12 protein-coding genes and 1 riboswitch are annotated in these 14,628 nt (G+C 58.6%); of the genes, 7 read left to right on the forward strand and 5 right to left on the reverse strand.

The genetic code is table 11. The features are described from left to right. The first annotated feature begins 248 nt into the window (after positions 1-248). On the forward strand, positions 249-1,418 hold the full coding sequence (locus tag PMI36_RS15460; protein ID WP_008071958.1) for an MFS transporter: 1,170 nt from the start codon (positions 249-251) through the stop codon (positions 1,416-1,418). 137 nt (positions 1,419-1,555) lie between these two features. On the opposite strand, the gene PMI36_RS15455 is transcribed toward PMI36_RS15460, so the two are convergent. Next, positions 1,556-2,443 carry a formate/nitrite transporter family protein gene (locus PMI36_RS15455; RefSeq protein WP_008071959.1) on the reverse strand — a complete coding sequence of 296 codons (888 nt, stop codon included), beginning with the start codon at positions 2,441-2,443 and terminating at the stop codon, positions 1,556-1,558. Positions 2,444-2,648: 205 nt separating this feature from the next. Then, positions 2,649-3,053 carry an acyl-CoA thioesterase gene (locus PMI36_RS15450; RefSeq protein ID WP_008071961.1) on the reverse strand — a complete coding sequence of 135 codons (405 nt, stop codon included), beginning with the start codon at positions 3,051-3,053 and terminating at the stop codon, positions 2,649-2,651. 190 nt (positions 3,054-3,243) lie between these two features. Then, positions 3,244-3,342, forward strand: a riboswitch (S-adenosyl-L-homocysteine riboswitch). A 23-nt stretch (positions 3,343-3,365) separates the two neighbouring features. Here PMI36_RS15450 and ahcY point away from each other — a divergent pair. The 4 genes from ahcY (at position 3,366) to PMI36_RS15430 (ending at position 8,871) form a co-directional block, all read left to right on the forward strand. Next, positions 3,366-4,775 carry an adenosylhomocysteinase gene (ahcY, locus tag PMI36_RS15445; RefSeq protein ID WP_007898042.1) on the forward strand — a complete coding sequence of 470 codons (1,410 nt, stop codon included), beginning with the start codon at positions 3,366-3,368 and terminating at the stop codon, positions 4,773-4,775. Positions 4,776-4,935: 160 nt separating this feature from the next. Beyond that, positions 4,936-5,781, forward strand: a complete 846-nt coding sequence (gene metF, locus PMI36_RS15440; protein WP_008071963.1) for a methylenetetrahydrofolate reductase [NAD(P)H] — start codon at positions 4,936-4,938, stop codon at positions 5,779-5,781. 192 nt (positions 5,782-5,973) lie between these two features. After that, positions 5,974-6,789 carry a substrate-binding periplasmic protein gene (locus PMI36_RS15435; protein ID WP_008071965.1) on the forward strand — a complete coding sequence of 272 codons (816 nt, stop codon included), beginning with the start codon at positions 5,974-5,976 and terminating at the stop codon, positions 6,787-6,789. 222 nt (positions 6,790-7,011) lie between these two features. After that, the gene (locus PMI36_RS15430) at positions 7,012-8,871 is read left to right on the forward strand and encodes a DEAD/DEAH box helicase (protein WP_008071967.1); all 1,860 of its coding nucleotides are present in this window, start codon (positions 7,012-7,014) and stop codon (positions 8,869-8,871) included. Between the two features lie 251 nt (positions 8,872-9,122). On the opposite strand, the gene PMI36_RS15425 is transcribed toward PMI36_RS15430, so the two are convergent. Further along, entirely contained in the window at positions 9,123-9,716 is a 594-nt protein-coding gene (locus PMI36_RS15425; RefSeq protein WP_032830398.1) for a YceI family protein, read from the reverse strand. 32 nt (positions 9,717-9,748) lie between these two features. Then, positions 9,749-10,300, reverse strand: a complete 552-nt coding sequence (locus PMI36_RS15420) for a cytochrome b (protein ID WP_008071971.1) — start codon at positions 10,298-10,300, stop codon at positions 9,749-9,751. Between the two features lie 285 nt (positions 10,301-10,585). Between PMI36_RS15420 and PMI36_RS15415 the strand changes: the two genes are divergently transcribed. Next, positions 10,586-11,515, forward strand: coding sequence for a YncE family protein (locus PMI36_RS15415; RefSeq protein ID WP_008071973.1), 930 nt, complete (start codon positions 10,586-10,588; stop codon positions 11,513-11,515). A gap of 239 nt (positions 11,516-11,754) precedes the next feature. On the opposite strand, the gene PMI36_RS15410 is transcribed toward PMI36_RS15415, so the two are convergent. Then, a complete protein-coding gene (locus PMI36_RS15410) occupies positions 11,755-13,530 on the reverse strand; it encodes an FAD-dependent oxidoreductase (protein ID WP_008071976.1) in 1,776 nt (591 codons plus the stop codon). Between the two features lie 222 nt (positions 13,531-13,752). Here PMI36_RS15410 and bioA point away from each other — a divergent pair. Continuing rightward, positions 13,753-14,628, forward strand: an 876-nt coding sequence (gene bioA, locus PMI36_RS15405; RefSeq protein ID WP_008071978.1) for an adenosylmethionine--8-amino-7-oxononanoate transaminase, incomplete at its 3' end; no start/stop codon positions are given.

Consider the following 14,628-nt stretch of genomic DNA (forward strand, 5'->3'; position numbering starts at 1 on the left):
GCTGCGATCTTTTGATCTTCCAAAAGCAAAATCAAAAGATCGCAGCCTTCGGCAGCTCCTACAGGAGCGGGGCAGAGAATTGATTCGCCATATGTCCGCAGCTGTTTATACTGCAAGCGACCACGCCGCACTCAGTTGCGCACACACTAATTCCAATAATTCCTGCCTCTGCCCGCTCTCACCGAGAACGGTCGTCGGCCTGCGTATGCCTGATCAAAGCGTCAAGACTACCGACAGAGACCTTGCGCATGCCACTCGCCTTGCTTGCACTGGCCGTTGCCGCCTTCGGCATCGGCACCACCGAATTCGTCATCATGGGCTTGCTGCCCGATGTCGCCCGCGACCTCGCCGTGAGCATTCCTCACGCGGGGCTGCTCATCACCGGTTACGCCCTGGGCGTGGTGTTCGGCGCGCCGATCCTCGCGGTCGGTACCGCCAACATGCCGCGCAAAGCCACATTGCTGGGCATGACGCTGATGTTCATTCTCGGCAATATCCTCTGCGCCCTGGCGCCGAACTACGCCACTTTGATGGCCGCGCGGGTGATCACCGCGCTGTGCCATGGTGCGTTCTTCGGCATCGGCTCGGTGGTCGCTGCCGGTCTGGTGGCACCGAACAAACGAGCCCAGGCGATTGCCATGATGTTCACCGGCCTGACGCTGGCCAACGTGCTGGGCGTCCCATTGGGCACCGCGCTCGGGCAGTACGCTGGCTGGCGCTCGACGTTTTGGGCCGTGTCGGTGATTGGTGTGATTGCGGCCATCGCACAGTGGGTCTGGCTGCCCAAGGAAATCCCCATGGACAAGGCCAACCTGGCCAGCGAGTTCAAAGTGCTGGGCAAGGTCAACGTACTGCTGGCGCTGGGCATGAGCGTGCTGGCGTCCACCAGTCTGTTCAGCGTATTCACCTATATCGCGCCAATCCTGCAAGACATCACCGGTGTCAGCCCGCATGGCGTGACGATCATGTTGCTGTTGTTCGGGGTCGGTCTGACGGCGGGCAGCATGCTTGGCGGCCGATTGGCGGACAGTCGTTTGCTGCCTTCTCTGGTGGGTATGGCACTGGCGGTGGTCGTCGTGCTGGCCGCTTTCAGTCAGACCAGTCACTCAGTGATCCCGGCGGCGATCACGCTGGTGTTGTGGGGCATCTTCGCGTTTGCGCTGTGCCCGATCCTGCAATTGCTGATCATCGATCAGGCTCATGAAGCGCCGAACCTCGGGTCGACGCTGAATCAAAGTGCATTCAATCTCGGCAACGCAGCCGGTGCGTGGATTGGCGGGCTGGTTGTAGCCAGTGGCGCGGATCTGGCGGACTTGCCGTGGACCGGCGCATTGGTCAGTGGGTTGACGGTACTGACGGCGTTGTTTTTCATCTACCTGCAGCGTCGCAGTGCTGTCGCGGTCAATGTGTCCGGCTAAGCGCAATCCATGTGGGAGCGAGCTTGCTCGCGAAGGCGGCGGCACAGTCAAGATTGATGTCGCCTGACACACCGCCTTCGCGGGCAAGCCCGCTCCCACAGGTTTCGCGCCTGACTGGCATCAGGTACTTTTACCCTTCATTTTTTGATCTTCTGCGGTTCGGGCTCCTGGTTCCGCTGCGCAGAGGTCTTCGGCGGCCCGCTTTCACTGCGAATCTGCGCGTGACTGATCAGTGCGAAGATAAAACTGCCGCCGATGATGTTCCCCACCAGCGTGGGTCCTGCGAACACCAGCCAGAAATCCTTCCAGGGCAACTCGCCGGCAAACACCAGATACGATACCTCGACCGATCCAACCACGATGTGGGTGAAGTCTCCCAGCGCCATGAAATAGGTGATGAGGATGATGATCCACATCTTGGCGCTTTCCATGGACGGGATCATCCAGACCATGGTGGCGATCATCCAGCCAGAGATAATGCCTTTGGCGAACATTTTGCCGGCATCGTTCTCCATGACCTTGCGCCCGATATCGAGGAAGGCCAGATCGGTCTTGGTGTCGAAAATCGGCAGATGCAGCATCACATACGCCACCAGCAAGGTGCCGCAAAGGTTGCCCACCAAAACCACCGACCACAGCCGAAACAACCGACCGAAATTACCCAGCGTAGGCTTGCTCATGATCGGCAATACGGCCGTCAGGGTGTTCTCGGTGAAGAGTTGCTGACGGGCGAGAATCACAGCGAGAAAACCTGCGCAGTAACCGAAACTGGCGATCACCTTGAAGCCTTCGCCGTCCGGCAGACGCGAGTTCAGCAGCCCCATGCCCATCAGTGACAAGCCCATGGTCAAGCCCGCAGCCAGGGCCGACCACCACAGCGCCGCAACGCTACGCTCGAGTTCCTGATTACCTTGGGTGCGAATGATTTCGTGCAGCACCGCCGCGCGCGGTGGCTGGTTCTTGTCGACCTCGCGCTGTTCTTGCGCCGAGAGGTCCGGGGTCTTGCCGTCTTGGGGCGTGTCCATAAAACTCCTGAACCAGTGGTGGGTCGTTTAATTACGACACGTGGGGTTCGGAGCTGTTCAGTGATCCGTTAAATCATCTCTGACCGATAGACCGCTTTCGCGAGCAAGCCCGCTCCCACACTGGATCTCTGTCGTGCACAAAGTCTCTGTCCGCTGAGGATCAAATGTGGGAGCGGGCTTGCTCGCGAAGGCCGCACCGCCGATTTCACCCGCCGATGTCATCATCCTTGAACTGGTCTTTGACGTACCTGATCTCGGTCCGGCCGTGCGGCGCGGGCAGGCCGTCTTCGCCCAGGTTCACGAAAACCATCTTCTCCACCGTCAGGATGCTCTTGCGGGTGATCTTGTTGCGCACTTCGCAAGTCAGCGTGATCGAGGTGCGACCGAATTCGGTGGCGGTGATGCCCAGTTCGATGATGTCGCCCTGGCGCGAGGCACTGACGAAGTTGATTTCGGAAATGTACTTGGTGACCACACGCTGATTGCCCAACTGGACGATGGCATAGATCGCTGCTTCTTCGTCAATCCAGCGCAACAGGCTGCCGCCGAACAGCGTGCCGTTGGGGTTGAGGTCTTCGGGTTTTACCCATTTGCGGGTGTGGAAATTCATGGGGGCTCCGAGGTTGAGTTGTTTGAGCGATAGGGTTATAGCCCCAGCTTCAAGTTTTAAGCGACAAGCTGCAAGTTAAAAGCCGATCTGCGTTTGCTTGCCGCTTGTAGCTTGTCACTTGCCACTAGCCGGATAAAGAAAGCTATAATCACCGCCGATTTCAAAACGGCTCCTACCGTTTTCCCGCCACCTGTCCGAGGGGCGCTGCAGCAGGTTCGACCTGTCAGGCTCGGATGGGGCGTTGACTGGCCACGGCCAGACACTAAACGCACAACGGCGCCCATTCGCATACATTACGAATGGAGGCTCATCATGAGCGCTGTTATCACGCCTGTAGATTTTAACGATTACAAAGTCGCCGACATGTCCCTGGCTGCCTGGGGCCGTCGCGAAACCATCATCGCCGAATCCGAAATGCCCGCCCTGATGGGTCTGCGCCGCAAGTACTCCGCCGAGCAGCCGCTCAAAGGCGCGAAGATTCTCGGCTGCATCCACATGACCATTCAGACTGCCGTGCTGATCGAAACCCTGGTTGCCCTGGGTGCCGAAGTGCGTTGGTCGTCCTGCAACATTTTCTCGACTCAAGACCAGGCCGCTGCCGCTATCGCTGCTGCCGGTATCCCGGTTTTCGCCTGGAAAGGCGAGACTGAAGAAGAGTACGAGTGGTGCCTGGAGCAAACCATCCTCAAAGATGGCGCGCCTTGGGATGCCAACATGATCCTCGACGACGGCGGCGACCTGACCGAGCTGCTGCACAAGAAATACCCGGCGATCCTGGACCGCGTCCACGGCGTCACTGAAGAAACCACCACCGGCGTTCACCGTCTGCTGGACATGCTGGCCAAGGGCGAGCTGAAAATCCCGGCCATCAACGTCAACGACTCGGTGACCAAGAGCAAGAACGACAACAAGTACGGCTGCCGTCACAGTCTGAACGATGCGATCAAGCGCGGCACCGACCACCTGCTGTCCGGCAAGCAAGCGCTGGTCATCGGTTACGGTGACGTGGGCAAGGGCTCGGCCCAGTCCCTGCGTCAGGAAGGCATGATCGTTAAAGTGTCCGAAGTCGACCCGATCTGCGCCATGCAAGCCTGCATGGACGGTTTCGAACTGGTTTCGCCGTTCATCGACGGTATCAACAACGGTACCGAAGCAAGCATCGACAAAGCGCTGCTGGGCAAGATCGACCTGATCGTGACCACCACCGGCAACGTCAATGTTTGCGACGCAAACATGCTCAAAGCCCTGAAGAAGCGCGCTGTGGTCTGCAACATCGGTCACTTCGACAACGAAATCGACACCGCTTTCATGCGCAAGAACTGGGCATGGGAAGAAGTGAAGCCACAGGTTCACAAGGTTCACCGTACCGGCCCGGGCGCTTTCGACGCTCAGAACGACGACTACCTGATCCTGCTGGCCGAAGGCCGTCTGGTTAACCTGGGCAACGCCACTGGCCACCCAAGCCGCATCATGGACGGTTCGTTCGCCAACCAGGTTCTGGCGCAGATCTTCCTGTTCGGCCAGAAGTACGCCGACCTGTCGCCAGCCCAGAAAGCCGAGCGTCTGACCGTTGAAGTACTGCCGAAGAAACTCGACGAAGAAGTGGCCCTGGAAATGGTCCGCGGTTTCGGTGGCGTGGTCACTCAACTGACCAAGCAACAGGCTGACTACATCGGCGTGACCGTCGAAGGCCCGTTCAAGCCGCACGCTTACCGCTACTGATTGGTCCTGCTGCCTGCTCTCCCTTGTGGGAGCGGGCTTGCTCGCGAAGGCGGTTTAACATTCAACATTAATGTCGTCTGACCCGCCGCCTTCGCGAGCAAGCCCGCTCCCACATTGGGATGTGCAAGCGTCCGGCTTACGTGCTTCCAAGGATATGACCATGTCCCAAGACCGTCGCTACAGTTTCGAATTCTTCCCGACGAAGACCGATGCTGGGCATGAAAAACTGATCGCCACTGCCCGTCACCTGGCGACCTTCAATCCCGACTTCTTCTCCTGCACCTACGGCGCTGGCGGTTCGACCCGTGATCGCACCCTCAACACCGTGTTGCAGCTTGAAAGCGAAGTCAAAGTCCCTGCCGCACCGCATTTGTCTTGCGTGGGCGACAGCAAGGACGACCTGCGCGGCCTGCTGAGCCAATACAAGGCAGCCGGCATCAAGCGTATCGTTGCGCTTCGCGGTGACCTGCCCTCGGGCATGGGCATGGCCAGCGGCGAGATGCGTCACGCCAATGACCTGGTTGAATTCATTCGTGAAGAGACTGGCGATCATTTCCACATCGAAGTCGCCGCTTACCCGGAGATGCATCCGCAAGCGCGCAACTTTGAAGACGATCTCAACAACTTCGTGCGCAAGGCTAACGCCGGCGCCAACAGTGCGATCACCCAGTACTTCTTCAACGCCGACAGTTATTTCTACTTCGTCGAGCGTGTACGGGCCAAGGGTGTGAACATCCCGATCGTGCCGGGGATCATGCCGATCACCAACTACAGCAAGCTGGCGCGCTTTTCTGATGCTTGCGGTGCGGAAATCCCGCGCTGGATCCGCAAGCAACTGGAAGCCTACGGCGACGACACCCAGAGCATTCAAGGCTTTGGTGAGCACGTCATCACCGAGATGTGCGAACGCCTGCTGCAAGGTGGCGCTCCAGGGCTGCATTTCTACACGCTGAACCAGGCTGAGCCGAGTCTGGCGGTGTGGAACAACCTGAAGTTGCCGCGTTAATCGTCGTTAAAGCAAGATCAAAAGATCGCAGCCTTCGGCAGCGCCTACAGAGGTACGTATCCCCCTGTAGGAGCTGCCGAAGGCTGCGATCTTTTGCTTTGCGGCGCCCCTTTATTGTGCAGTCATATCCTGAGATAGAGCTTCTGGATCCGGTTTCTGGCTCTTTATGATTTCTCGTCGTAATCTCAATCCATGCCCCTGATCACTCAGTTACTGACCGTGCTTCTGTTCACTTGCCTGAGCCTCACCGCTCGGGGCGAGAAGCTGCGTATTGTCACCGAACCCTGGGCACCTTACGTGTACGAGGAAAACGGCAAGTCTTTGGGGCTTGACTATGAAACCACCGCCACTGTCTTCAAACGCCTCGGAATCGACGTGGAATGGCAGTTCCTGCCATGGAAACGCTGCCTGTCGATGCTTGAGCAAGGCCAGGCAGATGGCGTGCTGGATATCTTCCACAGCGCTGAACGCGACGCGACCCTGCTCTACCCCAGCGAACCGCTCTCGCAAGTCGAATTCGTAATGTTCTATGCCAACGAGCGACCCTATCCATTTCGCACCCTGGACGATCTGAAAGGCCTGACCATCGGCACCTCGCCGGGCTACCTGTACAGCAAAGACTTCAGCGAATCGACGCTGTTCACCCAAGAGCCGGCACCCACCCATGAAGCCAACTTCGGCAAACTGGTGCGCGGGCGCATCGACCTGCTGATCACTGATCGCCGGGTTGGCCAGCATTTGCTCGATCAACTGAACATCCGCGACAAAATCACCGAGAACCCGCTCATCATCAGCCAGCAAAGCCAGTTTCTGGCGGTACGCCGCAATGCCGGGATGGATTTGTTGGTGCAGCGTTTCGGTGCCGAGCTCAAGCGCTTCAAGCGCGAGCCAGCCTACGCTGAACTGAGCGCCCGCTATGGCGCCAGCCCGGCCCCCGAAGCACGGGCCGCCAGCGCCACCGCAACCGGCGGAAAAACCGTTGAGCAGCAGGAAAGCGGCGCGCAGTGATTGCTCTGTTATACTCCGGCCTTCCCGCCAGGCTCACGCCCGGACGCTCGGACTTGTTCAAGGCATCTCGATCCCGCTACAGCGCAGCTTTTCAGCCCGCGCGAGCGCTCCAGACGAGCCTTCGAGGCCCAGCAGGACCGGACGGGATTGCGTCCTCTTAAACGCGATTCGCGCCAGGCAAGACTCCCATTGGGCCAAGCCCTAACTAAAACAGGATTACTCATGTCCTTTGCTTCCCTCGGTCTCTCCGAGGCTTTAGTCCGCGCCATCGAGGCAGCGGGCTATACCGAGCCTACTCCGGTGCAACAGCGGGCCATTCCCGCCGTGTTGCAAGGTCGCGACCTGATGGTTGCGGCACAGACAGGTACTGGTAAAACCGGTGGTTTCGCCCTCCCGATTCTGGAGCGGTTGTTCCCCAACGGTCACCCGGACAAATCCCAGCGTCACGGCCCGCGCCAACCGCGCGTACTGGTCCTGACCCCAACCCGCGAACTCGCGGCCCAGGTGCACGAGAGCTTCAAGGTCTATGCCCGTGACCTGAAATTCGTCAGCGCCTGCATCTTCGGCGGCGTCGGCATGAACCCACAGGTTCAGGCCATGTCCCGCGGTGTCGACGTGCTGGTGGCCTGCCCCGGTCGCCTGCTCGACCTCGCCGGCCAAGGCAGCGTCGACTTGTCCCACGTGGAAATCCTCGTGCTGGACGAAGCCGACCGCATGCTCGACATGGGCTTTGTCCATGACGTGAAAAAGGTCCTCGCCCGCCTGCCGAGCAAACGCCAGAACCTGCTGTTCTCGGCGACATTCTCCAAAGACATCACCGACCTCGCCGGCAAGCTGCTGCACAACCCGGAACGCATCGAAGTCACGCCGCCGAACACCACGGTCGAGCGGATCGAACAGCGCGTATTCCGTCTGCCTGCCAACCACAAGCGTTCGCTGCTGGCGCACCTGATCACCGCTGGCGCTTGGGAACAGGTGCTGGTGTTCACCCGCACCAAGCACGGCGCCAACCGCCTGGCCGAGTACCTGGACAAACACGGCCTCACCGCCGTCGCCATCCACGGCAACAAGAGCCAGAACGCCCGCACCAAAGCCCTGGCCGACTTCAAGGCCGGTGAAGTGCGCATCCTGGTCGCCACCGACATCGCCGCTCGCGGCCTGGACATCGACCAGTTGCCTCACGTGGTCAACTTCGAACTGCCGAACGTCGACGAAGATTACGTACACCGTATCGGCCGTACCGGCCGCGCCGGTCGTTCGGGCGAGGCGATCTCGCTGGTCGCTCCGGACGAAGAAAAGCTGCTCAAAAGCATCGAGCGCATGACCAAGCAGAAGATTGCCGACGGCAACCTGATGGGCTTCGACTCCAGCGCTGTGGAAGCCGAGAAACCTGAAGTCCGCGAGCGTCCGGATGTGCGTAACCCGCGCAACCCACGTGGCCCGCGCGGCGATGGTCCGAACGGCAGCGGTGGTGGTGGCGGTCGTAAAGACAAAGGCAAGGACAAGGGCGGCAAGGAAAAACCTGCTGCCACTGGCCGTGGCGATCGCCCTGCCCGTGAACACAAGCCTCGCGAAGGCACCCCGGCCCGTGAGCAACAGCGTCCGGCACCTCGCGCCGCCGCTGACCGTGCTCCGGACGAGTTCCTGGACGACGATGTCGATAACTTCGGTAACCGCGTCGATTACGTGCCTCAAGCCAAACCGGCTCAGGGCCGTGGCCGCCGTCCGGGCGCTCCGGCACAAGGCGCAGGCGCTCCGCGCACCGGTCAGCCACAAGGTCGCCAAAATGGTCCGCGCAGCAGCAGCGGCGCAACCACTGGCACACCGCCAGCCAAGCGCAACGGCCCACGCAACGGTGCTCCACGTGACGGCCAGGCCCGTCGCGAAGAGTCCCGCAACCGCCGCCCGGCCCGTGACGAACAGCCTCGTTCGGAACCGGCCGTGCAGAACCCGCGGGGCCCGGCACCGAAGATCATTCACAAGGAGTCGAAAAGCGATCGCTTCCCGACACCTGAGCAACTGGATCAACTGCCAGGCCGTCCACGCGGCGAAAAACCAGCCTTGCTGACCCGCAATCGCTGAGTTTTTAAAAGCCATGAAAAATGCCCCGGACCTCACGATCCGGGGCATTTTTTCTGGCTGACGAAAAAACCTGTGGGAGCGGGCTTGCTCGCGAAGGCGGTGGTTCAGTTGACATTAATGCTGAATGCTCGACCGCATTCGCGAGCAAGCCCGCTCCCACATTGGATTTGCATTGCCGTGCAGATTTTGCCCGCCAATAAAAAACGCCCCGGATCGCGAGATCAGGGGCGTTTTTGTTCAAGCAGCGAATTTCACTTCGCTTTCACACCTTCAAACGTAACGTACAGCTCGACTGCGTCGGACGCTGGGCCCAGGTCTTTCTGCTTGCCGAAATCGGAGCGCTTGATGCTGGTGGTGCCTTCGAAGCCGGCACGGTAGCCGCCCCATGGATCCTTGCCTTCACCCAGGAAGGTGGCTTTGACCACGATTGGCTTGGTCACACCCAGCAAGGTCAGGTTACCGGTTACGTCGGCAGTGTCTTTGCCAGCGGCGTTTTTGCCGGTGGATTTGACGCTGGTGGAAACGAACTTGGCGTCGGCGAATTTGCCCACGTTCAGGAAGTCACCGCTGGAGATGTGCTTGTCGCGTTCGGCGTGATTAGTGAACACGCTGGCGGTGCGCACATTGAACTCGATCTTGCTGTCTTCAGGCTTGGCAGCGTCAAAGCTGAACTTGCCATCGATGTCCTTGAAGGTACCGGTGATGTAGCTGTAACCCAGGTGGCTGATCTTGAAATCAACGAAGGCGTGTTGGCCTTCTTTGTCGACAACGTAATCGGCCGCCATTACGTTAGCGGACAGCAGAGCAGAACCGATTGCCAGGGCGGCGAGCGTCTTTTTCAACATGCTTTCTATTCCTTTGGAGTCGAGGTAGAACATCAGGCTTTGCGACCCAGCATTCGTGTCAGGGTCGCATCACGATCGATAAAGTGGTGTTTCAATGCTGCCAACGCATGGAGGCCGGAAAAAATTACCAGCGCCCAGGCCAGGTACAAATGGATCACACCAGCGGTGTCCGCCTGGTCCGGTAGTCCGGAAACCAGTGCAGGCACTTCAAACAAGCCAAACACCGGGATCCCGACACCGTCTGCGGTGGAAATCAGGTAACCGGCAATCATCACAGCGAACAGCGCGAGATAGAGGAAGGCATGGCCGAACACGGCACCAAGACGCGTCATGCGGCTATAACTTTGCAGGGCCGGTGGCGGTGGACTGATGAAGCGCCACAACACCCGCAGCAACATGACCGCGAACAACAGCAGGCCAATGCTCTTGTGCAGATCCGGCGCATCTTTGCGCCAGGCGCTGTAGTAGTCCAGACCCACCATCCACAACCCCAACGCAAACAGACCATAGACCGCGAGCGCCACACCCCAATGCATGAAGATGCTGATCCAACCGTAGCGGGAAGAAGAGTTACGTAGTTGCATTGCCCAAATCCTGTAAGAACTGCGCCCAAGACTATCGAGTTATCTATCGATTTAAAGCGGAAAATTTCGCTCTGAAATATCGAGAAATACGATCAAGACCTTGCGGTCGAGATGTTAAGAGAGTGTTAACCGAACGAAAAAACCTACAAATGCCATCCCCATTCCCACTTAAAAAAAGCCTTTACCACTCGTCAGAACTGTCATATCTGATAGTAGCCAACATTGCAGGTCATTGATGAACCTGATCTCGGGCGTTTGTCCGAGCGTCTGAACAGGAGTTCTACCATGAGTCACCATTCGAGTTCATCCCCCGCGACTACGCGCAACCTATCCAATTCGATACCCGTAGGGGCAGGGCCGCGAGGGATAGCCATCAACAACGATGGATCACGGGTTTTTGTTTGCAATTACATTTCAGGCAATGTGTCAGTGATCAACACCCGGAACAGAAAGGTAATCCACACCATCGCCGTCGAGCATTACCCCCAAAACATCGTCCTTGCCCATGGAGGGAAAAGAGCTTATGTGACCAACTACGGGTCAAGTTCGGTTTCGGTTATTGATACCAAAACCTATAAGGTGGGTCACGTCACGGTGGGAAAATATCCTCGGGGAATCGTCGTGAGCCGAGACGGCAAGCATGTTTACGTCACCGTTCGACAAAATAAAGAGTGGCTGGCAATTATCGATACCCGCACTTATGCGGTGAGCAGAGTGAGAGGATTGCCCTCTCCCTCCATAAGTGTGGATATCAGCCAGGACGATTCGCGTCTTTATATTTCCAGCACGAACTCTCCTGATGGCCCTTATCAGGACGCACTAACGATCATCAGCAGCAAGACTTTCAAAGTCCTCGATATCATCAAAACCGAAAGGTATCCGTCAGCAGTTACCGTCAGTCCCGACGACCAAGAAGTGTATATCGTGTGTCTGGACGCTCAAAAACTGACCGTACTGGACCCTAAGTTATCGACCACCAGGCATTTCGATTTTGTGACTTGCGAAGGGAAAATAGTGTTCGGCGAAAAAAACGCTTATGCCGTTGATCAAATCAAAAAAGAGGTCGTGGAAATTAATACCGCCACGTATGAAATTGTTCGCCGGGTGCCCATCCCTGGTGCTTCCGAACCGTATGACATGGTTCTTGATCAACATAACCATGCCTATGTCAGCGACTACCAAAGCGACGAAGTCCATAGTGTCGATCTAGCTTAGCGTCAAAGAAAAATCAGCAGCGACCTACGCAAGACATAAAAAAAGCGCGGCATCACTGTCCAATGCCGGTCAGTTAAGGCGCGGAACCTGTGGGAGCGGGCTTGCTCGCGAAAGCGGCGTATCAGGCGACATCAATGTTGACTGTGCCGCCGTCTTCGCGAGCAAGCCCGCTCCCACATGGATTGCGCTTAACTGACAGGCATTGGGCATCACTGCCGCGCTTTTTTTGATTCCAGAACTTACTGCGTCTTGGTTTCAGTCGTCGCCGGGGTCTTCGCAGCAGTATTGACCGCTGGCTTCTTCACCGGCTCAGTCTTTTTCACCGTCGCTTTGACCGGGGCTTTTTTGGACTCGGTTTTGGCAGCAGGCTTTTTCACTGGCGCTTTGACCGGCACTTTCCTGGCAGGCTCTGCTTTCACCGGTGCCGCAGGTTTCGGCGCCTCAACCGGTGCTGGCGCTGGAGTCGGCGCAGGTACTGGCGCGGGTGCCGGAGCAACCGGTGCCGCGGGTACTGGCGCCTTGGCCGGTTCCGGTTTGTCGTCAGAACCGCCGAACAGGTTGGTGAAGAAGTTGCCTTTCTTCGCCGCCACTGCACCTGCCGCTGCTGCGGTCGCCGCCGGAACAACTTTCGCCGGCTCAAACGATTTGCCTGCCGCCAGGTCTTCTACCTGACTGGCTGCACGCTGACCGGTGCGCAATGCGCCTTCCAGAGTGCCTGGGTACAAGGCGTCGGTGTGTTCGCCGGCAAAGGCTACACGTTGCAGCGGACGCTCCCACAGGCGCCAGTACTTGCTGATCTGGCCCGGGCCGAAGGCCAGGTAAGCGCCACCCATCGACGGGTCGGTGCTGTAGCGACGGATTTCATAACCGGTGAACGAACCGCGTGCCTGTGGATAAAACGCGTGCAGACGAATCAGTACCTGATCGACCATCTGCTTGTCGCCGAAGGCCTGCATCACGCGCGCATTGTCGCCGGACAGGTTGATCACCACATTGGCGCCGCCTTTCAGGGCCGGCTCGACCCACAACATGCCCAGGCCGGTGTTGCTGTAGATCTCGCCGGACATGCGCGCCTTGCTTTCCCACACTGGCGTCTTGAACTTCAGCATGATCTGGTCACGCCAGCCGTAGTTGGTGCCTTTGATGGCGCCCAGGTGCTGAGCATCCAGCGCCGGGGTCATCTGAATCTTGTTCAGTGCCCGCAACGGCACGGCCAGCACAACGTAGTCCGCCTGATAGCCAACACTGCCGACCTTCACAGTCACGCCGTCCTTGTCTTGAGTAATGGACGAAACCGGCGAGCTGGTCTTGATGGTTTTCAGTTGTTTGACGAAGGCCTGGGCCAGCACCGGGCTGCCGCCAGGCAGACGCGAAGCGCGCAGGTCACGGTCGGCAACGCCACGGTAGACGCGGCTCTGTTGTGCGAAGTACAGCAGCGACAGGCGCGAAGGTTCGTCATAGCGGGTACGAATCTGCTGATTCACCAACTGACGCGCAGTGGCTGGCAGATTCAAGCGATCGAGCCAGTTGGACACGTTGATCTGGTCCAGGGCGAACAGCGTGCTGTTGGCGGCCGGGTTCTGCGGGTCTTCGATCGAACGCGCCAGATCATCCAGGGTCTTTTCGTAGCGTTTCAGTGCCTCGGCGGTGGCCGGCTGTTTAGTCGCCAGATCGGCGGCGGTGAAATATTCACCGTCGATCAGGTAGCTCGGAGTCCGCACGAATTCAGGGGCTGGCGTGGTGGTCAGCTTGAACGTCGAGACGTACTTGTTCAGCACCGGTTGGGTCTTGTCGTTGCCGATCCACTCACTGGTGGCCATGCCGGAGCGACCGCCCAACGTCGGTTTGGCTTCCAGCAGGGTGACCTGCCAGCCTTTGTTCTGCAGCTCGTACGCCGCGGTGAGGCCCGAAAGCCCGCCGCCGACCACGATCACCGTTTTATCCTTGGCCAGCGCCGAAACGCTGAACAGCCCCAACATCACCAGCGCACAGGCGCGCAGCCAACCAGCAGACATTCAGCGAACTCCGGAAATACACGAGGAAATAGCGGTTTTACGAGTCAGACGACTCAAAGAACCGCGAAGAATACGTCAGCCATCAAAACGCCGCCAGCAACGTCTATCGTCCTATACAAAGTAGCTCAATCGACACAATGGGTTGTCCCGATGACGCGCATTGCATAGGCTTGCGCGATTGTTTACCCGCCTACGTCACGGGTAGCCTCGAGGAGACAGAAAATGGGCCTGAATAAACAGTGGATGGAACGCGATCTCGCGGTGTTGTGGCATCCCTGCACCCAGATGAAAGACCACGAACAGCTGCCGCTGATCCCGATCAAGCGCGGTGAAGGTGTCTGGCTGGAAGACTTCGAAGGCAAACGCTACCTCGACGCTGTCAGCTCCTGGTGGGTCAACGTGTTCGGCCACGCCAACCCGCGAATCAACCAGCGCATCAAGGATCAGGTCGATCAGCTGGAACACGTGATCCTCGCCGGTTTCAGCCATCAGCCGGTGATCGAACTGTCGGAGCGCCTGGTAAAGATGACGCCCGAAGGCCTGACCCGGTGCTTCTACGCCGATAACGGTTCGTCGTGCATCGAAGTCGCGCTGAAAATGAGCTTTCACTACTGGCTCAACCGCGGCCAGCCGAACAAAAAGCGCTTCGTCACCCTGACCAATGGCTACCACGGCGAGACCATGGCGGCGATGGCGGTGGGCGACGTGCCGCTGTTTACCGAAACCTACAAAGCCCTGCTGATGGACACCATCAAGGTGCCAAGCCCCGATTGCTACCTGCGCCCCGAGGGCATGAGCTGGGAAGAACACTCGCGCAACATGTTCGCCGCCATGGAGCAGACCCTGGCCGACAACCACGACACCGTGGCCGCGGTGATTCTGGAGCCGCTGATTCAGGGCGCTGGCGGCATGCGCATGTACCACCCGGTGTACCTGAAGTTGCTGCGCGACGCCTGTGATCGTTATGGCGTTCACCTGATCCACGATGAAATCGCCGTCGGTTTCGGTCGCACCGGAACGATGTTCGCCTGCGAACAGGCCGGCATCCGCCCGGATTTCCTCTGCCTGTCCAAGGCCCTGACCGGCGGTTACCTGCCG

Origin of the sequence: Pseudomonas sp. GM79 (assembly GCF_000282495.1) — a bacterium.
Lineage (GTDB): Bacteria > Pseudomonadota > Gammaproteobacteria > Pseudomonadales > Pseudomonadaceae > Aquipseudomonas.

Bases quoted from the DNA above. Each gene is read 5' to 3' on its own strand.
- PMI36_RS15450 (WP_008071961.1), bottom strand. From the start codon at position 3,053: ATGAATTTCCACACCCGCAAATGGGTAAAACCCGAAGACCTCAACCCC.
- PMI36_RS15455 (WP_008071959.1), bottom strand. From the start codon at position 2,443: ATGGACACGCCCCAAGACGGCAAGACCCCGGACCTCTCGGCGCAAGAA.
- ahcY (WP_007898042.1), top strand. From the start codon at position 3,366: ATGAGCGCTGTTATCACGCCTGTAGATTTTAACGATTACAAAGTCGCC.
- PMI36_RS15420 (WP_008071971.1), bottom strand. From the start codon at position 10,300: ATGCAACTACGTAACTCTTCTTCCCGCTACGGTTGGATCAGCATCTTC.
- PMI36_RS15435 (WP_008071965.1), top strand. From the start codon at position 5,974: ATGCCCCTGATCACTCAGTTACTGACCGTGCTTCTGTTCACTTGCCTG.
- PMI36_RS15410 (WP_008071976.1), bottom strand. From the start codon at position 13,530: ATGTCTGCTGGTTGGCTGCGCGCCTGTGCGCTGGTGATGTTGGGGCTG.
- PMI36_RS15425 (WP_032830398.1), bottom strand. From the start codon at position 9,716: ATGTTGAAAAAGACGCTCGCCGCCCTGGCAATCGGTTCTGCTCTGCTG.
- PMI36_RS15460 (WP_008071958.1), top strand. From the start codon at position 249: ATGCCACTCGCCTTGCTTGCACTGGCCGTTGCCGCCTTCGGCATCGGC.
- PMI36_RS15415 (WP_008071973.1), top strand. From the start codon at position 10,586: ATGAGTCACCATTCGAGTTCATCCCCCGCGACTACGCGCAACCTATCC.
- PMI36_RS15430 (WP_008071967.1), top strand. From the start codon at position 7,012: ATGTCCTTTGCTTCCCTCGGTCTCTCCGAGGCTTTAGTCCGCGCCATC.
- metF (WP_008071963.1), top strand. From the start codon at position 4,936: ATGTCCCAAGACCGTCGCTACAGTTTCGAATTCTTCCCGACGAAGACC.